Consider the following 25,362-nt stretch of genomic DNA (forward strand, 5'->3'; position numbering starts at 1 on the left):
TTTTTGGTTTTAGATTTTAAGATGCTATTCTAAGAATCAATCAGCTTTCTAAATTGCAGTTATGTCACCAGTAAAAGAAGCTCCTTCAGCATTAGCTAGCATTGCAAATCTCAGTGGAGAATCATTAAATACTCATGGGCCAACTGTAGAACGGCCTTGGGGATCATTCACTACTCTTGAAGAAGGGCGAGGCTACAAAATCAAGCGCATTGAAGTCAAATCAGGACATCGCCTCAGTCTGCAAATGCACCACCACCGCAGCGAACATTGGATTGTGGTTTCGGGGACTGCCAAGGTGACCTGCGGTGATAAAGAAACAATGATCAGTACCAATCAATCCACTTATGTACCTAAATGTACAGCGCACCGATTAGAAAATCCTGGGATAATCCCGTTGATCTTAATCGAGGTGCAGAACGGCGAGTATTTGGGCGAAGATGACATTATTCGCTTTCAAGACGACTATGCGCGTCACGAAAAGAAATAACATCAAAACACACAAAATGGCGTAGCCATTTTGTGTGTTTAAAACCCTTACTGGGTTTGGTTTTTAATTTCCAAAAGTGTGCAGACACTTTTGGAAATTAATATAATTACAGAGCTGTGATCTCAAACCCGAACCACAAAATTTTTAAAAAGTATTGCAAAGCAACACTTTTTAAAAATTTTGTATGGTTCATTTGCTCGGAAATTACTTTAAAACAAGGGGCGCGATGCGCCCTTCGTTTTTTTTGATAACAAGCAATGGCGATCGCGTTTAAAATAGTTGAGGCAATCTAAAATCGTTTCAACGTGAATAAAATTCCTCCCTTTGATGCATCGCAGCAATATCAACAAATTGGCGATCGCCTCAATAAAGCTGCATTAGACGTACTAGCATCGGGGCAATACATTGGTGGACAGACCGTAAGTCAGTTTGAGACTGAGTTTGCTAATTATATTGGCTCAGCTACTGGATCTAATTATGGTATTGCTTGCAACTCAGGTACTGATGCTTTGTATTTAGCTATGCGAGCTTTGGATATTGGGGAGGGTGATGAAGTCATTACTTCACCATTTACATTTTTTGCTAGTGCGGAAACGATTAGCATGACGGGGGCAAAACCAGTATTTGTCGATATTGAAGCGCATAGCTTCAATATGAATACCCAACTAATCGAAGCTGCCATCACCAGTCGGACTAAGGCGATCATGCCAGTACATTTGTTTGGACGATCCACTGATATGAATGGTTTGATGGCGATCGCACAAAAGCATAATCTCTATGTGATCGAAGACTGCGCTCAGGCGACAGGTGCAATTTTTGATGGGCAGAAGGTGGGAAATATTGGCGATGTGGGCTGTTTTAGCTTTTATCCAACCAAAAATCTGGGCGGCTGTGGCGATGGTGGGATGATGACCACCAAAAATGCTGAAGTTGCTGATAAGTTACGGATTTTGCGTGAACATGGAAGCCCCAAGCGCTATTACCACGAATATATCGGTATGAATTCGCGTCTTGATGCGTTGCAAGCAGCTTTATTACAAGTGAAATTGCCCTACCTCGACAAATGGAATGCTCAACGACGCGAAATTAGCGATCGCTACACGGATCTTCTGAAGGAGGCACATATTCCTCATCTTGTATCACCTCACCATTGTTCTGGTAGTGTCTGGAATCAGTACACAGTATGTATCGGTGATGGCAAACGCGATTATGTGCAAGCTCAATTGCGCGAGCAAAATATTATTACGATGATTTACTATCCTTTGCCCTTGCATTTGCAATCGGTATATAGCAACCTTGACTATAAAAAGGGCGATTTCCCTGTTACTGAGAATATTTGCGATCGCGTTTTATCTTTGCCAATGTTTCCAGAACTCAGCGAAGATCAGCAAGATCGAGTCGTCAATACTTTAAAAAATATTCTCAAATAGTATTTGCGCTTGTTTACCCGCCTTCGGCGGGTAAACAAGCCACTCCAAAGCGGCGCATCGCATCGCTTTTTATTGTCCAAATGCTAAAACTTGCTCAACTGTCAGGGCAAAGCCATCTACTACCGTCGATAAAATTGGCATATCGCCTGTATAGATCTTGTCCTCATACTGCCCATCCACCCATAGACATATGGTTATTTGCCGCATTTCTGGATCAATAATCCAATATTCATTAATTCCTCTGGCTGCATACTCTGTACGTTTATAGCGATAGTCGCGATCGCGATTTTCTTGCCCAGGGGAAACTACCTCAACGACCAAAACAGGTGCTGGCATGATCATTGAAACAAAATTACGGGACGATGCTTGTAAATATGCTGCTGAATCTTCAGTAATTATCATTAGATCAGGAATACGACAAGTTGATCTTTTTCCTGAAACTGCAATTTCAGTGTTGTAAAGAATTAATGCAAAGGGAATATACTTAGCAAACTCGAACAGCAAAAACTTAGCAATACTAATATTCCCGAATGATTTGGTCGGAACTTTGACTAATTCTCCGTTTACAAGCTCATAGCGATCGTCTGTACCATCGTCATAACTGAAATACTCTTCTATTGTCATCAGTTTAGAGGGGCTAGCAATAGCTAAAGTCATAATTCAGATCCTCTATTACGCATAACAGGATTGTATCAAATCCAATTTAGTAAATATTGCGTCCTGCTTTCGGCGGGACACAATATTTACTAAATTGCCCATTTTTAACTGTTGTATGCGGTCGCTAGAAAGTAAAGGCGATGCAAAGCGTCGCCTTTACTTATAATAATCACATCTGCATTCGGGAAAGTCATGGGCATTCTTAACTCAATGTTTGCCAAGCGCTATCTATACCTGTGTTCCTAAGTCCCAAAATTAAACTATGACCAAATTTGACTTTCTATCAGACACTCAAAAAACTTGGCACTACATGGATGTAGATCAAGTATTGGCGGCTTTAGAGTCTTCGATAGAAGGTTTATCCTATGTGAATGCACGTCAAAGATTGCGACATTTTGGAGCTAATAAACTACCGCGATCGCGTCCAATCAGCAAAGTTCTCATACAACCTCTAATTAATCCTTTAACTTATCTACTATTAGGATCAGCAATTTATCTGCAATGGAATGGAGCAGAAGGATGGGCTTTGATTTCTGTGGGCGTATTGCATAGCGGGGTTGGTATTTGTCTTGCATTATGGTCAATTAAAACTAAGGAGAAAGTCAGTCGAGATCGCCCTCAGCGTCGCCAAAATGAACCTTCTAATTCGGTAATGGTATTACGCGATCGCGAAGAAATGGAAGTGCCATCGCGTGACTTGGTACTGGGTGATGTGATGGTACTAAGAGAAGGCGATCGCCCTAATGTCGATCTGCGATTACTGGAGACTTCAGAAGATTTACGGGTAAATCAAACCAACTTGGGCGGCGAGGCAATTTGTTCTAAGCGACCTGATCTTACATTTGAGGAGAAAACACCACCACTTGAATGCAGCAACATGATCTATGCAGGAACAGAAATTTCCGCAGGAAGTGCTAAGGGTATCGTGATTGCCACCAGTCGTTTTACCCAAGAACAGGCGGCTCTAGTGAAAGAAAAGCCATTCTCAGTGATCCATTCTGAATTGCGTCAATTGCGTCAGGTCTGGATCGGGCTGCTGCTATTAGTGACGACTACGGCGATCGGCTTTGCGTGGCAACGCGGAATAACGATCAATGCGATGACCGCTGCCGCCTTGATTGTTAGCACCTATCCTCAAAATTTGTTGCGAATTGCTACTCAGGTACAATTATTTGGGATGCGCGATCTTGCTAAACAGCGAATATGGGCAAGATTTCCTTCTATATTAGATACGATCGCTAGAGTGACAACGATTGTGCCGATTGTCGAGTCGGATGTGGTACTGAGCTTTGATGATTTGAGTCGTGCTGGTATTGAATGGCAAGGATTAATCAGAGCTTCAGAAGATGATTCTGTTGCCTTTAGCGAAGTAATTGGAATTAAAACCCATAGTTACTTTGATGCTCCTCAAGAGAAAATTCGTCAATGGCAAGACAGCCGCCAAAAATCTCGCCAAAAACCTTTAAATGTAGTTGCTGTAATTGGAAATGATATTGAAGATATTCCTCTACTGAGAGCCGCCGATGTGGGCATATGCGATCGAACCTGTCGCAAAGAATTGCAAGATAGTTCAGGCATAATTTTACCAAAAGAAGACTTCCATTATTTACCGACCGCTATTCTCGAAGGAAGAGCCACATTTGATCGGTTGCAACGTACTGCATTGCTCACCGCTACTAGTTCCTTCACTTTAGCAGTGCTAACCCTGATGGATACTGCCGCAGGATTCTCAATGCCGCCATTGCAGATAATCTGGGTCGGGGCGATCGCTACACCAATTGTTGCTTTCCCACTGGTGCTAGAACCTACGCATGAGAGCCTTTTAACTCAACCAGCACACCGTTTTCAAACCATGTTGCGCCCTAGTAATTACCTTCGCATTTTGCTAGCTGTTACTGCGACGATCACTGCTATTTCCGTAGTTTTCTGGCTAAAATATCAAGGGCAAGCCGCGATGTTTTCCCAAGCGCGATCGATGGCATTTGTGACCCTTGGTTTTAGTCAGATTTTCCATGCCTGTGCGATCGCGCGTCGTAGCATAGTCAGTAACTTACCGCTGGTATTCGGCATAACTTTTATCGCTATCTGTCAAATAGCCTTTGTACAAGTCCCTTGGTTTGGGGATCTGATGGCAACAGTTCCTTTAAGCGGGGTTGAATGGGCGATCTCAATTCTCAGTGCCACGGCTGTATTTTGGGTGCAAGAGCTAATCAAAACTAGTTAGCTCTTGCTATATAATACTTTCAGCACAATTACCTAGGTTTTCGACGCGCATGGACAATACCCTCGATACTCAAGCTATGCGGAGGGCTTTGCACAAGTCCCCTAATTATTTTCGTCAAAGCTTTGGACATGGAGAAGAAGCCGAATCAACTATGCGATCGCAATATCATAGTGACTTGATCCAAACGATTCGAGAGCATGACTATGTGTATACGCAAGGTGATGTAACGATTTATTTGGCGAAATCCTTTGGTTTTTGTTGGGGTGTCGAAAGAGCGGTGGCGATGGCTTATGAAACACGCACGCAGTTTCCGAATGAGAAAATTTGGATTACTAACGAAATTATTCATAACCCTTCGGTTAACGCTAAGCTGAAGGAGATGGAAGTTCAATTTGTACCTGTTGCCGAAGATGGAACTAAAGATTTTTCAGAAATTGGAAAGGGCGATGTGGTGATTTTGCCCGCTTTTGGCGCAAGTGTTCAGGAAACTCAGTTGTTTGATCGCCTCGGCAGCAAAATTGTAGATACGACATGTCCATGGGTGTCGAAAGTATGGAATCGGGTTGAGAAGCATAAAAAAGCAGACTTTACTTCCATTGTTCATGGCAAGTACAACCATGAAGAGACGATCGCTACCAGTTCCTATGCCAAGCGATATCTAGTCGTATTGAACATTAAAGAAGCTGAGTATGTGTCTAATTACATGCTCAATGGTGGCGACCGCCTAGAATTTCTCGCAAAATTTAGCAGAGCCATTTCAGAAGGTTTCGATCCAGATTGCGATTTGGTAAGAGTCGGTGTTGCCAATCAAACCACTATGCTTAAGGGAGAAACCGAAGCGATTGGTAAATTGTTTGAAAAGACGATGATGCAAAAATATGGCGTGGAAAATCTCAATGAGCATTTTCTTGCTTTTAATACAATTTGCGATGCGACTCAAGAACGCCAAGATGCGATGTTTGAGATTGTAGAAGAAGATCTCGATTTGATGATCGTCATTGGTGGTTACAATTCATCGAATACAACCCATTTGCAAGAAATTGCAATAGATCGCAATCTTCCTTCCTATCACATTGATGATGTGCATCGGATTCTTTCGGCTGAGGCGATCGATCATAAGCCTTTGGGTAAAGCGATCGAGCAAGCCACAAATTGGCTACCCACAGGCAAGATCAAAGTTGGCGTAACTTCAGGTGCATCAACCCCCGATCGCGTTGTCGAAGATGTCATCAACAGGATTTTTACTTTAAAAGGCTAATCTCAAATCTTGACAGACAAGGCGTTTAGGCGCTTGATTCTCTATTTAAAATTGAACAATATCAGAACATAAAATGGCAACGCCATTTTATGTTCTTAAAACCCTTACTGGGTTTGCTTTTCAATCCACGAAAGTGTCGCCACACTTTCGTGGATTGGTATAATTAGTTTGCTTGACATATAATGAGGTTAAATTTTGTAAAAATTTAACCCTATACATGACCACTACTATTGCGCCCGAAACCGTGACCGTTAAGCACGAGATTAAGGATATTACTCTTGCACCTCTAGGCAAACAACGCATCGAATGGGCTAGCCGCGAAATGCCCGTATTGCGTCAAATCCGCGATCGCTTTGCTGCTGAGAAGCCCCTTGCAGGTATCCGCATCGCCGCTTGCTGCCATGTCACCACTGAAACTGCTAACCTCGCGATCGCCCTCAAAGCCGCTGGTGCAGATGCAGTTTTGATCGCCAGTAACCCTCTCTCGACCCAAGACGATGTTGCCGCATCCTTGGTTTACGATCACGGCATCTCGGTATTTGCCATCAAAGGCGAAGATAATGCTACATACCATCGCCACGTCGAAATGGCTCTTGCTCACCGTCCCCACATCATCGTTGATGACGGTAGCGACGTAACCACCACTTTGGTATTGCATCACGCCGATCAAGTTTCCGAAATCATCGGTACTACCGAAGAAACCACCACAGGACTAGTTCGCCTCAATGCCATGTTCCGCGATGGCAAGCTGACCTTCCCTGCGATCGCCGTTAATGATGCAGAAACCAAGCATTTCTTTGATAATCGCTACGGTACTGGTCAATCCACCCTTGATGGGATCATCCGCGCTACTAATATCTTATTGGCTGGCAAAGTGATCGTCGTTGCAGGCTATGGCTGGTGTGGTAAGGGTGTTGCCCTTCGCGCACGCGGTATGGGCGCAAATGTTGTCGTCACTGAAATCAATCCTGTAGCTGCGATCGAAGCTGCAATGGATGGATTCAGAGTCATGACCATGGACGAAGCAGCTAAAATCGGCGATATCTTTATCACCGTTACTGGCAATAAGCACGTCATCCGTCGCGAACATTTTGAAACCATGAAAGATGGTGCGATCGTCGCTAACTCTGGTCACTTTGATTTGGAAATTGACCTTGTTTCCCTCAACGATCTCAGCGAATCTGCTAGCTTTGTTCGCAACTTCACTCAAGAGTACCAACTCAAAACTGGCAAATCGATCATCGTCATCGGGGAAGGTCGTCTAGTGAACCTTGCCGCTGCTGAAGGTCATCCTGCTAGCGTTATGGATATGAGTTTCGCTAACCAAGCTCTTGCTTGCGAATTCTTAGTTAAGAACAAGGGCAATTTACCTGCGGGTGTTGTGCCAATTCCTAAGGATATCGATCAAGAAATCGCTCGCTTGAAGTTACAAGCAATGGGCATCACCATTGACACTCTAACTCCTGAGCAAGTTCATTATCTCAATTCTTGGACAGAAGGAACATAAGCTTTCTAAAAAAAAGAGGGAGCGCAGCGCGCTCCCTCTTTTTTTTGTAATTAATATCATTTTATAAGTTATGCCCCAAACAAAAATCTATGGAAACGCTGATTTTATTCAGCAAAATCGTGAACCTCTATCAACTACCATTCATTCCTGCGTAGTTGATGCGCTCAACTATCCTCCAGAAAAGAAGTTTCAGAGATTCTTTCCATTGCAATCTGAAGACTTTGAGTATCCTAGCGATCGCACTGAAAAATATATCATCATCGAAATCCTACTGTTTGCAGGACGTACTGTAGAAGCAAAGAAAAATCTCTATCGCTTATTATTTGAACGTCTAAAAGAAAAATTGGATATTGCTCCATTAGATATTGAAATTATTTTAATCGAGACTCCAAGCCATAATTGGGGCATTCGTGGGGTGTCTGGGGATGAGTTGAACTTGAACTATAAGGTAAACGTCTAGTCTATGAGTGAACTTAATCTTGATTTTCGCCTAGCACAATTTATTGATATCGATCCACTGATGGAACTTGTGCAGGAGTTCTATCAATTTGAGAGTATCGCTTTTGATGAAGGTGTAGTCAAAGCATTTATTGCTTTGCTGAGTGATGAACAATTTGGAGTGATTTGGCTAATTTGCGATCGAGATCGACCGATTGGATATGTTGCCCTGACCTTCTTTTTTAGTATGGAATATCACGGACGCTGTGGACTTGTTGATGAGTTATATATCCGTGAAGACTATCGTGGTCGAGGTATTGGCAAAAAAGTATTTAAGCTGATTGAAGGATATCTACAAAGTCAAAAAATGCGATCGCTATCTCTAGTTGTAGACTTCTGGAACGAGCCAGCCGAAGCCCTCTATACCAAACTAGGGTTTTGCCGCGAAAAACGTCACTTGATGGTCAAGCAGATAGACAGCTATTATCCATTGCTATAGAAGTCAGCTTAAATAGTTGTTAGGGACTTGCCATTAATTAAAGTACCTGTGGCTTCGACTTCGTTCAGCCAACTTTGGCTGAACGAAGTCGAAGCCACGGGTACTTAGTGGGACATTTTTTCTCAGTAAGTACCTTAAGACAAAAAATGATAGGGCGGCAAAGCATCACTCCATGAAATCTGCCAATAGGAATGTTGAGCTTCCCAGGATCGCAATGATTTTTGCAAAAAGTCAACCTGCGATCGCGGCAACAAAGCATACACCCGCACATCCTCCGAACCTTGAGTCTCCACATGCTGAAATTCAGGTTTATAGATATCAGGATTTAAGCTGTTAGTAATCATCTGACGATAGTCGAGAACTTCCTCTTGTAACTGCGATCGCCATTGTTCCTGTTGCAGATATTGCGATCGCTTAGCCAAGAGATAATCTTTGCCTTTGAGATTAGCAACAGCTTCAGTTTTAGGTGCGATCGCCGAACCAGTAATCAAAAATTCCGCATATCCATCTAATCTCTCCAAACTTGCTAATAATCTTTCACCTTCTTCTTTCAAATAAGTTTCTAAAGCCCCAGTAGACACAAACGCCGTCCCAAATCGCAAAGGTAAAAGCGTGCGCTGATTAAACAACTCACAAATTAAGCGATCGTGCTGAACGATCGCCTGCATTAAAGACTGCTCAGGCAAAAGCTTCAATGCCTCAATATCCACATCTGGCTCAACTACCGCAATTAAGCGATCGCACTGCAAATACTGAATAGGCTTACCCATAATTCCCATCGGCAAATCGTCTGGAGTGGGCGCAAGTAAAATCGCAAAGGTATAAAGCATTGTTTCTGTTTTCTTGTTCTCCTCTCCCTCTGGGAGCTACCGTGTACACACAAGTCTAACTGTCTACGTTTCGATTTTTCTAAGCCCCCTAAATCCCCCAATTCTGGGGGAGTTTGAAAGAGTTTTATTTTCTTGTCCCCCCAGAATTGGGGGCTAGGGGGCGATTAATTGTTGACTTGACTGGGTTTTATGACTTGTGTGTACACGGTAGCCCTCTGGGAGAGAGGGGCTAGGGGTGAGAGCTATCTTTTCAGCTTAATCTGCTTAGGAACCTTAATCTCATGGGTCTTGTGAAAATCGTCTTGTACCTTTGCTGTTAGGCTTTTAGAGACGCGCTTTACCACAAACCCCAGCACTCCATCACCTGTTTTTTGGAGCATATCCTGAGACAAGAGCTGAATGAATTGGGGAAATTGCAGCGTCACAGTGAGATTTAAATCCCACTCAATACTGGTCATCACCCAATTTTGTCCTAACTTCTGACCTGCTTGTAAATCTAGAGGCTTCTCCTCCAAGCGCATCTCGGCTTGAAAATCCACCTCATAGCCCTGTGGAGCTTGATTTGGAATCGGAATTGTGGTGATGCGATATACCGAGTTTTCATCAGGAGGTAATAAATTTAGCCCTACCCGCGCATCAACTTGGAAACCCATAGCACCGACTTGCCCCACACCCATGGCATAGCCCATTTCCCCAATCGGGTCAGCCTTAAAGGGATGAGCGCAACGCCTGAACCAACCTTGATGAGCATTAAGGTACTTCATCACCGTCAGCTTATCGGCAAACAAATCCATGTAGCCAATGTAGTGATTATGAAATGAACTTTTATCACCCTTTAGAGATTGCTTAAGATCCTGATTTTGCTCAGGGCTTTGCTTATTTTCTGAGACCTGTTCATCAGCATCTGGATCTTGAAGATCGAACTTAGAATCATCATTACCTGTGCCATAGGTAGCCAGCATGGCGGCTTCCTGTGCAGGTGTTAACAAAAAATCAGAGTCGCTTTCTCCCAATATTTCTGGATTTGGCTCTTGATTTGCAGGCGATCGCATTGGTTCTTGCTGCATGACAAATATCCTAAAGCTGCTTATGCGCTAGTTGTTAACTATTTCCATCATAATAGTCTTAGAAGTTCGATTAGGGAAAGCATATGGCTCCGCGTACAGCAGTGATGGAGGCCGTCGAAAAGCTCAACTATCGGGTCACGATAGGTGATGTGGCGGCACAATCTGGACTTAGTTTGAATGTAGCACAGCGTGAAGTTCTGGCGCTTGCCTCGGAGACTGGGGGCAATATCCAAGTTGCCGAGTCGGGCGAAATTGCCTATAAATTTGCGCCAAATTTTCGTCAAGTCCTTGTCAGTCGTTCATTTTGGCTACAGGTCAAGGAATGGCTAAAGGGCGCATGGAAATGGGTGTTTTACGCGATCCGTATTTCCTTTGGTATTTTGCTGATTGTTTCGATTTTGATCGTAGTACTGGGCATTATTGCCGCGACGATCGCGATCCAAAGTCAGGGACGCAGCGACAACGATCGCGATGATCGCCGTAACGAAAATCGTGGCGGTGGTGGTGGCTTTATTTGGCTCGGTGGTTGGGGTAGTCCCTTCGGCAACCCATTCATCATGTTCGATCCTTACTACTACGAACCAGAGCAAGTCCGTAAGCGCGATCCCGATGAAATGGGCTTTTTGGAAAGCGTATTTTCATTTTTGTTTGGCGATGGCAACCCCAACGCCGATCTTGATGAACGTCGTTGGCGTGATATCGCATCAATGATCCGTAGTAATAATGGAGTTGTCATTGCTGAGCAAATAGCGCCCTATCTCGATGAAACTAGCCGTCTAGAGGGTGATGAATATTTTGTGATCCCCGTGCTGTCAAAATTCAATGGTTTTCCTGAAGTCAGCGACGCGGGAACCCTTGCCTATAAATTTCCTGAATTGCAAAAGGTCGCCTCAGAGCGCAAATCCAAAACTAGCAGTTCCTATTTGCAAGAAAAACTTTGGAAATTCAGCCAAGCCTCTCAAGGCAAAATAGCTTTAGCGATCGGCTTAGGTGTTTTTTATCTAGTTGCCTCGCTATATCTGGGCAGTTTGTTAGGCGATCCGCGCCTCGCTAAGTCCCTTGTCGGATTTTTAGGCTTTATCAAAGCGGCTTATGGCTTCCTGTTAGGCTATGCAGTGCTATTCCTGTCAACACCTGCGGTGCGATATTTTGTCCTGCAATTTTTGAATAAGGGTATAGAAGATCGCAACCAAAAGCGGGCGACCAATGCTGAAAAGTTACAAAAGCCATCGACAGCTTTGCGTGAAAAGCTAGATTTTGCGAAGACTTTTGCGATGAAACAAGAGGCGATCGATCAAGATAATCTTGCCTACACCACCGAGCAAGATTTGGCGGATCAAGAATATGCCAAAATGCTCAAAGAGCAAAACCCATAGTTTTGGGGCAGCTAAGCTGCCCCAAAATATTTATTCGCGATTTTTTTAAAGATAAACAATGAGTCAAAAAGAAGTAATCCTAACCGACAAAGCGCCTGCTCCTGTTGGCCCCTATAATCAAGCGATCGCAGTTCCTGCCACCAGCAAGTTAGTTTTCATGGCGGGACAAATTGCGATCGATCCTGCTGTTGGCAAAGTCGTTGCTACCACAATCGAAGAACAAACCGAGCAGGTTCTCAAAAACATTCAAGCTGTTCTCGCTGAAGCAGGTGCAGATTTTGCCAATGTCGTTAAAACCACCGTCTTCCTAGTAGATATGGCAGACTTCGCCGCCATGAATGCAATCTATGGCAAATATTTCACTGCTCCCTATCCTGCTCGTTCTTCAATTCAAGTCGCCAAATTGCCCCTTGATGTTCGAGTAGAAATCGAGTGTATCGTCGCGATTTAACGTAGGGTGGGCAATGCCCACCTCAATCAATTTTAAATAGGTGGGCATTCCACCCTACATTCAGAATTTGAGGTAATAGTGAAAAGTTTGTGGAGCGATCGCGAGGCTGCAAAATATCAAAGTGATTTGGGATTAAGAGTATATACATCACAGCTACTGGGACGAGATCCATCGTTGGTGCTGCATGGTGGTGGTAATACTTCCGTCAAAATCCGTGAGCAGAATCTGGTTGGGGAAGAAGAAGAGATTCTCTATGTTAAAGGAAGCGGCTGGGATTTAGAAACGATCGCAGAGGCAGGTTTTGCCCCTGTCCGCATGGCGCATTTATTGAAATTAGCCAAGTTGCAAGTTCTCTCCGATTCACAAATGGTGAATGAACTGAAAACGCAGATGACTAGAGCCAGTGCTCCTGCACCTTCCGTAGAGACGATTTTACATGCTAGTTTGCCATACAAATTTGTCGATCATACCCATGCTGATGCGGTAATTTCGGTGACGAATACTGCGAATGGATGGGAGAGAATTCAGGAAATATATGGCGATGATGTGGTGATTATTCCCTACGTGATGCCAGGGTTTGATCTTGCGCGAGTCTGCGCCGAGAAGTTTGCCGCAGAAAAGAGCGATCGCACCATCGGCATGGTGTTAATGAATCATGGTATTTTCTCCTTCGGCGCAACGGCTCATGAATCCTATGAACGGATGATTGATTTAGTTGATCGTGCTGAAGTTTATCTTCAAAAACATCATGCTTGGGAAATTTCACCGCCAGCTTCTCTAATTATGGAAAGCGAGGCAAGATTAGAGATTTCCAAACTCCGCTCTGAAGTTTCTCAAGTTGCCAAGTTTCCCGTAGTTTTAAGTTCTCACGCCGACGAAAAAAGTTTAGCCTTTGCGCAAAGGAAAGATGTAAACATCATTTCGCAACAGGGCTGTGCGACTCCCGATCACGTCATTCGTACTAAGCGCTTGCCCTTAGTGGGGAGAGATACAAAGGCTTATGCTGAATCCTATCGCACCTATTTTGCGGAAGAATCTGCTAAGTCAACCCAGTCTGTGACAATCCTTGATACAGCCCCCCGTGTAATTATCGATCGCAAATTAGGGCTAGTCACAGTTGGCAAATCCGCTAAAGATGCCGCGATTGTGGCTGATATCTACGAACATACGATGGAAATCATCCAGAGATCGCAACTTTTGGGGGGCTATCAAGCATTACCTACCAGCGATATCTTTGCTGTGGAATATTGGGAATTAGAACAAGCTAAGCTCAAAAAAGGTGGTTCTTCTCCTGCTTTTACTGGGGAAATTGCATTAGTTACGGGTGCGGCTTCAGGTATTGGGAAAGCTTGCGTAGATTCATTACTAAAACGCGGCGCGGCAGTAGTGGGGTTAGATATCAATCCCGAAATTGAGAAGTTATATGATCGCCCCGATTTTGTCGGTGTTACCTGTGATGTCAGTGATGAAACTGCGATCGCTAATGCTCTCGATCAAGCCGTAAAAGCTTTTGGAGGTCTAGATATTCTCATTCTCAATGCAGGAATTTTCCCATCTGGCTGTCGCATTGAGAATCTTGATACTGCCACATGGCAAAAGGTGATGCATATCAATCTTGATGCAAATTTAATTATGATGCGTGAATGTTATCCATTGCTGAAATTTGCGCCCAACGGTGGTCGAGTTGTCGCGATCGGGTCTAAGAATGTCCCTGCCCCTGGTCCTGCGGCGGCGGCATATTCTGCCTCGAAGGCGGCGTTAACTCAACTGATGCGCGTGGCGGCTTTGGAATGGAGTAGCGATCGCATTCGCATCAACACCTTACATCCCAATGCGGTCTTTGATACGGGCATTTGGACAGAGGATGTGTTGACATCGCGCGCTCAGCATTATGGATTAACGGTTGAGGAATATAAAACCAATAATCTACTCAAAGTGGAAGTCACCAGCCGCCATGTTGCCGAACTTGCAGCAGAGATGTGCGGTGCGCTGTTTGCCTGTACGACTGCGGCTCAAGTTCCCATTGATGGCGGTAACGATCGCGTGATTTAACCAAGCAAGGCTCGCATTGCGAGTCTTGCTTTTATGACAGTCCTTTTCTTTCATCAATCAGACCAATCAAGTTTCCATTCATGCTAAGCGATGGTAGAGTTCAGCATTCTTTGAGCAGCAAAAGTTTTTGGTTTTTGTATTACGTTAGGGTACTTGCAACCCAGAAGGTTAGCAGCGCACAAAGATCTGTCAAGCAAACAAGAAAATCTACTAATAGTGTGATCAATAATTTTTGTTTAGTCTTTGACACTAAATGTGAGTTAAGGTATTATCTGACCCAACGTTAAAACAAAAGCATTTTTATGGTGCAAGAATTCACCCGCCTCTCCAAAGAGGTTAGATTCCCCGACAGCGCTCCTGCCGCTTATCCCGTATTTTTTAGGACATACAGCCGCAAATATAATAACAAGCGCGAAAGCTGGGCTGAAGTATGCGATCGCACACTTACAGGTTTAAAAACGCTAGGCAAGCTGACCAAAGAACAAGCTGACCTGATCGACAAAATGCAGAAACAGCTCAAGTCCCTCACCTCTGGACGTTGGCTGTGGGTTGGTGGTACGGAATGGGTCGATCGCCCCGAAAATTTCTCAGGCTCCTATAACTGCACCAGTACCAATGTAATCGATTGGCGCTCTTTTGGCTTGATGATGGATCTCGCGATGCAGGGATCTGGCACTGGCGGCGTATTAGAGCCGCAGTACATTAGCCAATTGCCTGTAATCCGTAACCAGTTGCAGGTAAATGTGATCGGTGCGATCGGGGCAACACCTGTTAGCGATCGCCGCCACAATACCGAAGTAGAATTTGACTATGCCAACAATGCCGTTAAGTTCTTCGTTGGTGATAGTCGCCAAGGTTGGGTCAAGTCCTACCAATCGCTACTTGAGCTATGCAGCGATGAGCAGTTTGACGCAGCTAAGCCTGTCCAAGTCACCGTTGACATCAGCGATGTTCGCCCCAGTGGTGAAGCCCTCAAAGGTTTTGGCGGTATGGCAAATCCTGTCAAGTTGCCTACGCTTTACGATCGCTGCGCCAATGTTTTAAATAAAGCGATCGGTCGTCAACTCACCTCGGTTGAGTGCTGCATCCTCATCGATGAAGCCGCAGTCTGTATCGTGGCTGGGAACATCCGCAGAAGTGCGGGCATGAGACAGTTTTCTTCAGAGGATACACTCGGTTCTGTCGCGAAGGATAATCTCTGGCAACAGGATGAAGCTGGTAACTGGCGTATCGATCCCGAACGCGATGCTTTGAGAATGGCAAATCATACCCGTGTATTCCATCGCAAGCCGACTGAACAAGAATGTGTTGATGCAGTTCGCAAACAATACTATTCAGGTGAAGGTGCAATTCAATGGGCGGGTGAAGCGATCGCGCGTTCTAATGCTGATTTGATTACGACTCCCGAACTTAAGCGTGATTTTCTGTCCACCTATGTCAAAGGTGCAGGAAAAGAATGGTTGCGATCGCAGCAGCCTGAAGTCTCTGAACATGAGCTAGAGCATAGATTACAGCGTTATGCTCTAAATCCCTGTGGTGAAATTTTGGGAGCAGATTTCCATTGCAATCTCTCGGAGGTGCATCTTAATCTGATTAATCCTAAGGATGAAAAAGAACAGGAAGCAGCCTTTAAAGCTGGTGCTTTATCAGTTGCATCACTTCTTAATCATCAATTCATCGAGAAGCGCTATCAATTTAGCCGTGATGTTGATCCGATTGTCGGTGTATCTTTCACAGGACTATTTGACTTCTTCGTTCATGCCTTTGGTGTGGATTGGTTGCGCTGGTTTGAGGCGGGTCGTCCTGATACTGTGCAGGGGCTAGACTTCAAAGAGAAAGAAGCAAATTATCTCAATCGCTGGCGTGAGATTGTGCATCAGACGGTTTGGGAATATTGCGACGCGCATGGCTTACGCCGTCCGAATCGCTGCACAACGACACAGCCAGCAGGCACAAAATCCTTGCTGACAGGGGCTTCCCCAGGTTGGCATCCTCCCAAGGCACAGCGCTTTATCCGTCGGATTACTTTCCGTAAGGATGATCCTGTGGCACGGGCTTGCATGGACTACGGCTATAGCATTATTCCTTCGCAATCAGATAAGGATGAGAACGGACAATTGTTGAATGATCCCTTCGATCCGAGATGTACAGAATGGCTGGTGGAGATTCCTGTGAGCGTTTCTTGGGCTGACCTTGATGGTGCGGACAAGGTTGACATCAGCAAGTTCGATGTGATGGCGCAGTTTGATTTCTATATGCAGGTGCAGAAGCATTACACTCGTCATAATACTTCTGCAACTTTGGAGTTGCGTGAGGCGGAAATCGAGCCTTTAGGGAAGAAGATTTACGAAGCGATTCGTGATGATGAGGGTTATATCTCGGCGGCGCTGTTGGCGCGTTTTGACGACCTGCAAACTTTCCCTCGGTTGCCTTTTGAGCCAATCGATAAGGCTGCCTATGAGAAGCTCAGTGCTGAGGTGCTAGTACGTCGCAAGTCTGATGATTTTTACGCGAGTTTGTTGCGTTATGATTCGGGTGAGTTGATGGATGCGGGCCCTGCGGGTTGCGATTCTGATAAGTGTATGTTTCCTGAACAGAAGCCATAGGAAACGTTTTAACATAATGATTTAGGTGATTAGGTAGAAATTTTCTTGCAAATCACCTAAATTAGTAAGAGTGTGAATTCGGCTATAATCTAAAAATATGCTTTAAGAATGTATGCAAACGCAGGAAATATAAAGCTATGCAAGCAATTCGGTTACATCAAACTATAGAAAAAGATGGTGAAATTCATCTAAGCAATCTTCCTGTTTTTCAAGGGCAACAGGTTGAAGTAGTAGTTTCACTTTCTCCTTTGCCTGAGTCTAAAAAGACTTTTACTGCGCGTCAATTACTGAATTCTGGGTTAATTGGTGTGTGGGAGAATCGTACTGATATTAAGGATAGTTTGACCTATGCTCGTCAGTTGCGCGATCAATCTCAAGCAAAACGTTATGATCTTTTTGGATAGTGACATTATCATAGACTTCCTGCGAAGATATCCGCCAGCAATTAGTTGGTTAGAATCTCTAGAGGATGAGAAGATTGCTTTATCTGGTCATGTGGCAATGGAATTAATGCAAGGCTGTAATAACAAAGTTGAGTTGCGGCAAATCCGAAGATTAATTGCTAATTTTGAGGTTGTCTGGGCGACAGCCGAAACTTGTAATCAAGCTTTAGAAGTGTTTGCAGATTATAATCTCAGTCATGGACTTGGTTTGATTGATACTTTGATTGGTCAAACAGCTATTTCTTTAGGTGTTCCGTTACATACGTTTAATGTCAAGCACTATGCAGTTATTCCAAATCTCACAACTGTGCAACCATACAAAAGACTGTAGCTCAGTTGATTTCAAGTTACGATTGTTCGCGAATGAAACGGAGATAGACCAAGACTATGTTTACTAAAGAAAAATCAAGCGATCTTAAAGTAATTGCTATGTCTATAGATGCTCTTAATCTAACTGAGCAGTTATGGCTTTTGGAGCGTATAGCGCATCAAATTCGGATTAAGAATGAATTAGCAGCAATGGTACAAGATCCGCAAATTCAATCTGAGCTTTCTCAGATTCAGCAAGAATTTGTTGCTTCAGACTTTAAATCTAGGTAGGACGACAATGAAAAAAATTGACTCTAGCAAGGAATTGAACAACTTTGTTGAAGCTAATGTTTACTACTCAGACAACCCATATTTAAATGCGAATGAAAAGCTAGAGGTGGCAATGTGGTTTGCCTTACCTAGTGTTCTAACGTCCTACAGTTTTTTGGCAACTTCTATCTACTCTGTAAACTATTCTTTTAATTGGTTTTGCCTATTTGGAATTCCAATAACTGTAAATCTAATTTCTGGGTTAATTAACTGGTTTTTCTATTCAAAAAAACTTAATATTTTCTTTGGCACGACTATTTTCAATGGTTGGCTATTATTTGTTCTTCAAATTGCTGTCACAATTTTTTTAGTTGTAAAAAGTGCTTATATCTTGGCTGTTTTGCTTGTAATTTTCTCGTATAATCCTTTTTTTAATCCTCTAGAACCACACGCCTATTTGTATTCTTATTTTTCAAATAAAAAGTATAAAATCCATCCTTATTATGCATTTTTCAAACGTTTCTATAAATATAGATTTCCTTTTGAAAATGGTTAAAATAATATGACTGATCTAGAAGAATATCTGAAACAAACAGAAAGTGCTGTTGTCAAACTATTTGAGGGCATTAATTTATATCTCAAAATCCCAAAAGTAATTATCTACATGGGAGATGCGGAAGACAAAGATGCTTGGCAATACTGGCTGAATAAAAATAGCGTTCCAATCCAATCATCACTTAAATTGCAGAGAGAATTCTTTGCAGAAAGTTTTGCATTTGCCACTATGTGTGGTTCTTTACTGCAAATTGCAGCAATGGGAATTCAATTATTTTCTGAAAACAAAAATATCCCTGAACAACTCCCCGAAAATGTACGAAAGCTATTGATGAAGTCTGGAGGTAAACCTGTCAAATTTTGTATAGGACGCTGGGTAAGTAAATTGCCTATTGGTTTGATAATTTATGCTGGTCGTAATCAGTACAACCATATGGACGATGATAAACTTCGTGGACTAAACAAAGCAATATTCAATCATCTTGCAGAAAATCATGACGATGACACGAAAGAGTTTTTTAAAGATCCAGCATTTGATTTAGAAAATAAATTGTTAATAAACTTTTCTAGCAATATTACAGCACTTCTTGGATGGAAAAATTATGAGTCTTATTATTCTGACATGAAGTCATTGATAGTAAGAGATGTATTAAATCAAGAAATAACTGCCAGTCAAGAGCAAAAACTAGACTCTGCGGTAGAATGCTTTCAGCGAGGCTGGGATGATGCGATGAATGGTAGAACTCACCCAATCTCTGAACTTTGGGATGGAATCGATGTCGATTGATCCATTAGTTGAAATTAAATTCTCCGATGAGTTTAAAAATGACCTGCGTAATCTAGCAAAAAAGTACCGAAGCATCAGGAAGGATTTACAACCAATTCTTGACGACTTGCAATCGGGAAATTTTAAAGGAGATCAAATTGCCCATGTTGGTTATACAGTCTTCAAGCTACGGCTTAAAAATAGTGATAATAAAAAGGGTAAAAGTGCTGGCTATCGAGTTATCTACTATGTCAAAACATCTACATCCGTTATTTTGATTGCCATTTACTCTAAATCCGAACAATCAGACATTTCAGCCGCAGAAGTTCGACGCATTATTGAAAGAACTTAGCGATCGCTAATCACATTAACAATTTATGGGGCGATCGCATTGCAAATCAGAGACTAGGCGATCGCAAAGCTATAATCTTAGTCAGTTACAACATTTAAGAGGTTTTTGATGGCTTCTATTACTATTAATCTTCCAGATGAACAACTTCAGAAAATACAAAAGTTAGCTCAAGAGAGTCAAGTATCTCCTGAAGATTTATTACAAGCAAGTATAGAAGATTGGTTGTCTAGCCCCAAAAAAGAGTTTAGCGAAGCTATAAGTTATGTACTGCAAAAGAATGCCGAACTCTACCGTCGTTTAGCATGATTCGTTATCTCACAATAGTAGAAATTCTCGATATCCATCATCAAGTAACCCGACAGTCAGGTGGAGCTGAAGGTATTCGTGATTTTGGGAGATTAGAATCGGCGATCGCTCAACCGCTCATGACATTTGACGGAGAAGATTTATACCCAACAATTGTTGATAAAGCTGCGGCTCTGGGATTTTCAATCGTGATGAATCATCCATTCGTAGATGGAAATAAGCGCACAGGTCACGCAGCAATTGCTTAGTTTGATTACTACATTTTATAGCCTAATCCAAGATTTAGGCAGCCTTTAAACAGGTTGATATGGATTGGTTGAGATATTTTGATTTATCGGGCGATCGCTCAAATAAAACTTACAAATCATTGCTTAGGGAAGTTACATCACTTACCTGCAAATACAACTATTGCTGTAGTCCCTTTGCCTATTCTTTGACTGGGAAGGGGGTAAGACACAGCTAAAACTCTAAGCCATCTGGAAATATCACTTTAGCTACTTTGTACAGCTATTTGACTAAAGATTGAAGAAACTCCGAATAGAGTTTAGATATAGTGGCTCATTGGTAGAGGCGGTATTATTGTGTCCAGCATTGGGAATAAGAACGATTTGTTTTTTTGTCGATGTTGCCTCATACAAACGCTGAGACATCGCCGAAGGGATTAGATCGTCAGCAGTGCCATGAATATAAAGCACAGGTAAAGATAGCGATCGCACTTTGGAGATCGAATCAAAACGTTGATGAATTAACAAATCAATCGGAAAAATACGATATTTAGGATCGAGTTGAGCCATGTCGCTCATCGAAGTGAATGAAGCATCGACAATCATTCCTAATGCATCGGGATGCTTCGCAGCAAGATCGATCGCGATCGCGCCACCTAACGAATGCCCATAAATCATAATCTGACTTGGTTTATAACCTTTTTGGACGAGATAATCCCAAGCCGTCTGTGCGTCTGTGTAAACCGATGATTCTGTAGGGAATGCGCCTTCACTTCTGCCATAGCCACGATAATCAATTACTAGAACTGAGAACCCCATCCGCATTAAGCGATTAGCATGTTTTGCATTGGCACTAATATTTTTACCCTTGCCATGCAAATACAAAATCACTTTGCGATCGACTAAATCACTTTTTGCTTCTTGCTTGGCATTGGGCAACCACCAACCATGAATATTTTCAGTCTTGCCATCGGCACTCTGGACAGGAATTAAGACATCCTCATACTTAGCATTAAACTCGGCGGGTGTAGTCGTAATTTCCTTAACTGGTGAAAAGACCAGCCTCGTTTGCCCAAACCACAATACAGCGCAGACAGAACTGTAAAAACTGGCGATCACAATCCCAGCGATCGCGACAGGGCGAAGCCAACGTTTAGGCGATCGTTTTTGGATCTGCTCATGTTGCAATGATTCTAGGGATGATTCAGACATTGAGGTTTGAGGTTTTGGGTTTAGTTGCTTATAGCAATTTACGAACAAAATAACATATTGGATTTTTTAAAGAATGCTGCAAGCAGCATTCTTTAAACCCCAAAAATCTGTACCGCCCGCGCAGCGGGCGGTACAGATTTTTGGGGTTTATATTGCATATTTGCACTATTGCTGTAATATAGTTAAGCACTAAAAAAGCAATTGCGGTCATGGTGGAATGGTAGACACGCCATCTTGAGGTGGTGGTGGCGAAAGCTGTGAGAGTTCGAGTCTCTCTGACCGCATATTAAAAATAAAAAAGCAGCGCGTAGCGCTGCTTTTTTATTTATCGATAATATTGTAGTAGCCTTGAATTTTAATTTACAAACTGCTTCTAAACTCATGTCTCGTCAAGTCAATTGTCAAGAAGAATGCACCAATGGATGTATCCTCGGTGATCAATGTCCCAACTTAGAATATCTCGCTAAAGCTCGCAAATTTTTAGCTGAAACATCAATCGATAAGCTGATCGAAATTTCTGATTCCCGTTTTCTACGTCCAGATGCACCCGCTGACAAATAAAAAAAGCCTCGCTAAGCGAGGCTTTTTTTATTTGAGTTTCTCTTTGGCAAGTTTCCAGAGATTGTCTAACTCCTCGGCAGTGAAGCTATCGATGGGGCGATCGCTTAATGTCTCAATCACCTCAAGACGCTGAATAAATTTTTGATTTGTTGATTGCAGAGCCACCGATGGATCGAGATCGTACCAACGCGCCACATTAATTAGGGTGAATAGTAAATCTCCTAGCTCCGCCTGTTGATTTTCCTTGGATTCATGCTCTAGAGCATGGCGCAACTCATCCAACTCTTCATGAAATTTCGCCCAGACACCATCGGCATTTTCCCACTCAAAACCATTCGCTGCTGCTTTTTGAGATATTTTCATGCCAGCAGTTAAGGGCGGCAGCGATCGCGCATAGCGCTTGAGTTTGTAGCTCAGTTTTTGAGTTGTTGCTAAGTCTTCACCCTTTTCCTCAGCCTTAATCCTCTCCCAGTTCTGATGGATTTCATCCATACTTTCAGTCTTAACATCACCAAATACGTGGGGATGGCGGCGGATCAGTTTTTGAGCGATCCCTTCTGCAACTTCCGCGATCGCAAATTGATTAGTTTCGCTAGCAATCTGTGACTGCAAAACAACTTGCATTAGCAGATCTCCTAACTCTTCAGCGATCGCCTTACTATCACCACTCTGGATTGCATCCACCACCTCATAAGCTTCCTCGATCACATAGGGGATCAAGCTTTCTGGTGTTTGCTTTAAATCCCAAGGACACCCACCATCAGGCGATCGTAACTTTGCCACCACATCGATTAAATTTTGCATTGCGATCAAGTTCGCCGAAGAATTAACAGTTGGATCAAAAGTCATAATATTTGTTTAATGTTAAGAAAAGTAACGAAATGCTATAATACTGTGTATAAAAAAATATTACTTTTAACACACTATATACAGCATCAAATTTGCCGATGGAGATCCGCCCCATGAGTAATACTGCTAGTCCCGATCCTGAAATGCTCAGACAACTTCTTGAGCCATTACTAGAAGATTTCACGTATTGGTTTAATAGGTCTCAGAAATTACTCTCCAATGAACGCCTAAATTTCTTGCAAGAATCAGATCAGCAAAATTTGCTAGAACGAGTCGAAAATGCTCTCAAAGAAGTTGCTGCGGCGAGAGCTTTGTTTCGCGTTACTGGACATCAAGTTGGCGTAGACATGATGACGATGAGACCTTGGCATGAACTACTTATGGAGTGTCAAGCCGTAGGGATGCGCTACTATCGTAATCAAGCAATTTAAAACTTTAATTTTGATTTTGATTTTAATTTTAGCCCCTGATTTTTCCCTTTAAACCTTAGTTCACTTAATTTACATATTTTTTCAGGAAAGTAGACATGGTACAGATCCTTTATATACTCGCTTTTACGATCCTCTCCATCTTCGCGATCAGCAATCTTATTCGCAGTATGATTGCACTTTCCCAAAATGATTCACGAGGCTATCAAGACAATCGTAGTCGTCGCGTAGCTCCTCAATATGCCCATCCTGAATTGTGGGATAAAGATGGTAAATATATTGATGAACCATTAATGGTAATTAAATCAATTAACGTTGATGATGCTCGTTCAAGACTTGATGCTTTATACAACTCATCACCTAGCGGCGATAAATAATCAAACATAAAACCCATTCATAGAGTTGCGCCGCTTTGCGGCGCAACTCTATGAATGGGTTTTATATAGCTATAACTGTTTTTATTGAGATACGAATGACCCACAGTTTATTAGTTTGTACTACCTGTGCCAGTACTTGGCAAAATGGCAAAAAGGTAGGTGTTAGTGGTGGTGAAACATTACTAAAAGAGCTTTCTCAATTACATCAAAGCTGGGAATCGCGATCGCAGTTTGAGATTCGCGCTGTTTCCTGCATGAGTGCTTGCAGCCATGCCTGTGTTGTCACCTTTGCTTCTGAAGGTAAATATTCCTACTTGTTTGGGGACTTGCCCAGTGATGCTGAAAATATGCCGACAACAGCATCAGCTATATTGTCTTGCGCAGAAATATATCGCGATCGCGCCGATGGAATGCTGTCATGGAAAGAACGTCCCGAACCGCTAAAAAGTGGCGTAATTGCTCGCATACCACCTTTATAGAAAAAAGAGTGCTTAGCGCTCTCTTTTTGTGATTTTTATAGTGAGAATTGCTGCTAAAAAGCCTTAAGATCAAGGTATAGCTGTCGCAGAAAAAATCAAAAAAAAAGAGAGTTGCGGCGTTTGGCGCCGCAACTCTCTTTTCGCTTTTTGATGGCAACAGCTATAACAAAAGAAATTCTGGTAATGTGGACAAATCTTTCTACATATTAAAGACAAAACTCAAATTTGTAACACCTCATGCAAGGCACGCTCAGAGAAATTGACGTACATACAATTATCCACCTAATCGAGTTTGGGCAACGAACTGGAGAGTTGTTGATTGAATCGAGCACAGGAAAATTCTGGTTTTTATTTTTTGATAACGGAGAACTAATCTACGCCACCGATACTGATAGTAACTTGACCCGTCTGCGCGATTATTTGCATGGATTAGGTTTAGACCATGCGCTGGATCATTTATCTAGCTCGAAATTGGGGATTAATGTTTTAGAGTATGGTCAGATTTGGGCGCTCCTAGAAGCCAAAATTCTCACACCTGATCAGGCTAAGTCGATTCTCGAAAGCACAATCCGAGAGGTGCTTTTTGACATTATTGGTCTCTATCAAGGTACTTTTGTTTTTGAAATTAGTGCCGCACTCACACCAAAGCTAACAAAATTCAAGTTTTCACAGATTAGTGCTGAATATTCGCTACAGCTTCAGCAGTGGAAGAGATTTTATCCAATTTTACAGTCAATCGATCAATGTCCTGTATTGCTTACTCAGGAGTCTTTACCGCTCTTAAATACTTGGATTGATGGTAAGACGACAATCCGTCAGTTATCACGATATGCGGGGCAAGATATTAGTCATATTGGTCAGATGATCTACGATGCGATTTCTTTTGGACAAGTTGCGATTACTCCATTAGCTATGAGTGCACCGCAGCAAGTAAAAGTAAAATCGCCCAGAATTTTATGCATTGATGACAGTGTGACAATTTGTCGAGCTGTTGAATATATTCTGCATAATCACGGCTTCCAAGTTATGGCGGTATCTAGTCCTATTAAAGCTTTAAGCTTAATTTTTCAACATAATCCTGATCTGATTTTGTGTGATATCACTATGCCAGAGATCGATGGATATGAATTATGTGGAATGCTTCGTAAGTCCAGTGCGTTTGCGAAGGTTCCGATTATTATGCTCACTGGAAAGGATGGCTTTATTGATCGCGTCAAAGCGCGGATGGTTGGTGCTACTGAATATCTAACCAAACCGTTTGGGGAAAAGGAGTTACTGACGACGGTAGAGAAATATTGCAACCGATAAAGGCGCTGAGATTTACGATAGAAAAAATTTATTGGCTTTTG

28 protein-coding genes, 1 tRNA gene and 1 pseudogene are annotated in these 25,362 nt (G+C 42.7%); 25 read left to right on the forward strand and 5 right to left on the reverse strand.

The window, feature by feature from the left end; genetic code table 11:
• The first annotated feature begins 61 nt into the window (after positions 1–61).
• Positions 62–487, forward strand: a complete 426-nt coding sequence (locus APA_RS10485; protein WP_236579499.1) for a phosphomannose isomerase type II C-terminal cupin domain — start codon at positions 62–64, stop codon at positions 485–487.
• A 305-nt stretch (positions 488–792) separates the two neighbouring features.
• The gene (locus APA_RS10490) at positions 793–1,917 is read left to right on the forward strand and encodes a DegT/DnrJ/EryC1/StrS aminotransferase family protein (protein WP_201322225.1); all 1,125 of its coding nucleotides are present in this window, start codon (positions 793–795) and stop codon (positions 1,915–1,917) included.
• A 69-nt stretch (positions 1,918–1,986) separates the two neighbouring features.
• Here APA_RS10490 and APA_RS10495 read toward each other — a convergent pair whose 3' ends face one another.
• On the reverse strand, positions 1,987–2,574 hold the full coding sequence (locus tag APA_RS10495) for a Uma2 family endonuclease (protein WP_201322226.1): 588 nt from the start codon (positions 2,572–2,574) through the stop codon (positions 1,987–1,989).
• A gap of 262 nt (positions 2,575–2,836) precedes the next feature.
• On the opposite strand from APA_RS10495, the gene APA_RS10500 reads away from it, so the two are divergent.
• The 5 genes from APA_RS10500 (at position 2,837) to APA_RS10520 (ending at position 8,500) form a co-directional block, all read left to right on the forward strand.
• The gene (locus APA_RS10500; protein WP_201322227.1) at positions 2,837–4,798 is read left to right on the forward strand and encodes a cation transporting ATPase C-terminal domain-containing protein; all 1,962 of its coding nucleotides are present in this window, start codon (positions 2,837–2,839) and stop codon (positions 4,796–4,798) included.
• A 49-nt stretch (positions 4,799–4,847) separates the two neighbouring features.
• Complete coding sequence (locus APA_RS10505; protein ID WP_201322228.1) at positions 4,848–6,056, forward strand: 4-hydroxy-3-methylbut-2-enyl diphosphate reductase; 1,209 nt, start codon at positions 4,848–4,850, stop codon at positions 6,054–6,056.
• Between the two features lie 217 nt (positions 6,057–6,273).
• Positions 6,274–7,563: an adenosylhomocysteinase gene (ahcY, locus tag APA_RS10510; protein WP_201322229.1), complete on the forward strand. Its 1,290-nt coding sequence runs from the start codon at positions 6,274–6,276 to the stop codon at positions 7,561–7,563.
• A 70-nt stretch (positions 7,564–7,633) separates the two neighbouring features.
• A complete protein-coding gene (locus tag APA_RS10515; RefSeq protein WP_201322230.1) occupies positions 7,634–8,023 on the forward strand; it encodes a tautomerase family protein in 390 nt (129 codons plus the stop codon).
• A gap of 3 nt (positions 8,024–8,026) precedes the next feature.
• Positions 8,027–8,500, forward strand: coding sequence for a GNAT family N-acetyltransferase (locus APA_RS10520; RefSeq protein ID WP_201322231.1), 474 nt, complete (start codon positions 8,027–8,029; stop codon positions 8,498–8,500).
• 134 nt (positions 8,501–8,634) lie between these two features.
• On the opposite strand, the gene APA_RS10525 is transcribed toward APA_RS10520, so the two are convergent.
• Both APA_RS10525 and APA_RS10530 read right to left on the reverse strand, forming a co-directional pair.
• Complete coding sequence (locus tag APA_RS10525; RefSeq protein ID WP_201322232.1) at positions 8,635–9,330, reverse strand: GvpL/GvpF family gas vesicle protein; 696 nt, start codon at positions 9,328–9,330, stop codon at positions 8,635–8,637.
• A gap of 242 nt (positions 9,331–9,572) precedes the next feature.
• Positions 9,573–10,397, reverse strand: coding sequence for a DUF1997 domain-containing protein (locus APA_RS10530; protein ID WP_201322233.1), 825 nt, complete (start codon positions 10,395–10,397; stop codon positions 9,573–9,575).
• A gap of 83 nt (positions 10,398–10,480) precedes the next feature.
• Between APA_RS10530 and APA_RS10535 the strand changes: the two genes are divergently transcribed.
• The 12 genes and pseudogenes from APA_RS10535 to APA_RS10590 all read left to right on the forward strand — a co-directional run.
• Complete coding sequence (locus APA_RS10535) at positions 10,481–11,773, forward strand: hypothetical protein (protein WP_201322234.1); 1,293 nt, start codon at positions 10,481–10,483, stop codon at positions 11,771–11,773.
• Between the two features lie 58 nt (positions 11,774–11,831).
• Entirely contained in the window at positions 11,832–12,224 is a 393-nt protein-coding gene (locus tag APA_RS10540) for a RidA family protein (RefSeq protein ID WP_201322235.1), read from the forward strand.
• Positions 12,225–12,302: 78 nt separating this feature from the next.
• Positions 12,303–14,276 (forward strand): bifunctional aldolase/short-chain dehydrogenase, encoded by a 1,974-nt coding sequence (locus tag APA_RS10545; protein WP_201322236.1) that lies wholly within the window; start codon positions 12,303–12,305, stop codon positions 14,274–14,276.
• Positions 14,277–14,578: 302 nt separating this feature from the next.
• Positions 14,579–16,882, forward strand: coding sequence for a ribonucleoside-triphosphate reductase, adenosylcobalamin-dependent (nrdJ, locus tag APA_RS10550; RefSeq protein ID WP_201322237.1), 2,304 nt, complete (start codon positions 14,579–14,581; stop codon positions 16,880–16,882).
• Between the two features lie 137 nt (positions 16,883–17,019).
• Complete coding sequence (locus APA_RS10555) at positions 17,020–17,286, forward strand: hypothetical protein (protein ID WP_201322238.1); 267 nt, start codon at positions 17,020–17,022, stop codon at positions 17,284–17,286.
• Positions 17,270–17,656, forward strand: coding sequence for a type II toxin-antitoxin system VapC family toxin (locus APA_RS10560; protein ID WP_201322292.1), 387 nt, complete (start codon positions 17,270–17,272; stop codon positions 17,654–17,656). Before APA_RS10555 ends, APA_RS10560 begins: the two co-directional genes overlap by 17 nt.
• A 56-nt stretch (positions 17,657–17,712) precedes the next feature.
• Positions 17,713–17,925: a hypothetical protein gene (locus tag APA_RS10565; protein WP_201322239.1), complete on the forward strand. Its 213-nt coding sequence runs from the start codon at positions 17,713–17,715 to the stop codon at positions 17,923–17,925.
• Between the two features lie 7 nt (positions 17,926–17,932).
• Complete coding sequence (locus tag APA_RS10570; protein WP_201322240.1) at positions 17,933–18,460, forward strand: hypothetical protein; 528 nt, start codon at positions 17,933–17,935, stop codon at positions 18,458–18,460.
• Between the two features lie 6 nt (positions 18,461–18,466).
• Positions 18,467–19,246, forward strand: a complete 780-nt coding sequence (locus APA_RS10575) for a hypothetical protein (RefSeq protein ID WP_201322241.1) — start codon at positions 18,467–18,469, stop codon at positions 19,244–19,246.
• Positions 19,236–19,577, forward strand: coding sequence for a type II toxin-antitoxin system RelE/ParE family toxin (locus APA_RS10580; RefSeq protein ID WP_201322242.1), 342 nt, complete (start codon positions 19,236–19,238; stop codon positions 19,575–19,577). The genes APA_RS10575 and APA_RS10580 overlap by 11 nt, the downstream gene beginning before the upstream one ends.
• 108 nt (positions 19,578–19,685) lie before the next feature.
• Complete coding sequence (locus tag APA_RS10585) at positions 19,686–19,883, forward strand: DNA-binding protein (RefSeq protein ID WP_201322243.1); 198 nt, start codon at positions 19,686–19,688, stop codon at positions 19,881–19,883.
• Positions 19,880–20,125: pseudogene (locus APA_RS10590) on the forward strand (type II toxin-antitoxin system death-on-curing family toxin); the annotation flags it as partial. The gene APA_RS10585 and the pseudogene APA_RS10590, both read left to right, overlap by 4 nt.
• A gap of 273 nt (positions 20,126–20,398) precedes the next feature.
• Here the strand turns inward: APA_RS10590 and APA_RS10595 are convergent.
• On the reverse strand, positions 20,399–21,319 hold the full coding sequence (locus APA_RS10595; protein ID WP_201322245.1) for an alpha/beta hydrolase: 921 nt from the start codon (positions 21,317–21,319) through the stop codon (positions 20,399–20,401).
• A 203-nt stretch (positions 21,320–21,522) separates the two neighbouring features.
• Here APA_RS10595 and APA_RS10600 point away from each other — a divergent pair.
• A tRNA-Leu gene (locus APA_RS10600) sits at positions 21,523–21,603 on the forward strand.
• Between the two features lie 97 nt (positions 21,604–21,700).
• Positions 21,701–21,880, forward strand: coding sequence for a hypothetical protein (locus APA_RS10605; protein WP_201322246.1), 180 nt, complete (start codon positions 21,701–21,703; stop codon positions 21,878–21,880).
• A 27-nt stretch (positions 21,881–21,907) separates the two neighbouring features.
• Here the strand turns inward: APA_RS10605 and mazG are convergent, their stop codons facing one another.
• Positions 21,908–22,729: a nucleoside triphosphate pyrophosphohydrolase gene (mazG, locus tag APA_RS10610; RefSeq protein ID WP_201322247.1), complete on the reverse strand. Its 822-nt coding sequence runs from the start codon at positions 22,727–22,729 to the stop codon at positions 21,908–21,910.
• Positions 22,730–22,842: 113 nt separating this feature from the next.
• Between mazG and APA_RS10615 the strand changes: the two genes are divergently transcribed.
• The 4 genes from APA_RS10615 (at position 22,843) to APA_RS10630 (ending at position 25,321) form a co-directional block, all read left to right on the forward strand.
• Entirely contained in the window at positions 22,843–23,160 is a 318-nt protein-coding gene (locus APA_RS10615) for a DUF2605 domain-containing protein (protein WP_201322248.1), read from the forward strand.
• A gap of 95 nt (positions 23,161–23,255) precedes the next feature.
• Complete coding sequence (locus APA_RS10620) at positions 23,256–23,534, forward strand: DUF2973 domain-containing protein (RefSeq protein ID WP_103668346.1); 279 nt, start codon at positions 23,256–23,258, stop codon at positions 23,532–23,534.
• A gap of 95 nt (positions 23,535–23,629) precedes the next feature.
• A complete protein-coding gene (locus APA_RS10625; RefSeq protein ID WP_201322249.1) occupies positions 23,630–24,013 on the forward strand; it encodes a DUF1636 domain-containing protein in 384 nt (127 codons plus the stop codon).
• Between the two features lie 237 nt (positions 24,014–24,250).
• Entirely contained in the window at positions 24,251–25,321 is a 1,071-nt protein-coding gene (locus APA_RS10630) for a response regulator (protein ID WP_201322250.1), read from the forward strand.
• Positions 25,322–25,362 lie beyond the last annotated feature (41 nt).

The organism is Pseudanabaena sp. lw0831 (assembly GCF_016584665.1).
GTDB lineage: Bacteria > Cyanobacteriota > Cyanobacteriia > Pseudanabaenales > Pseudanabaenaceae > Pseudanabaena.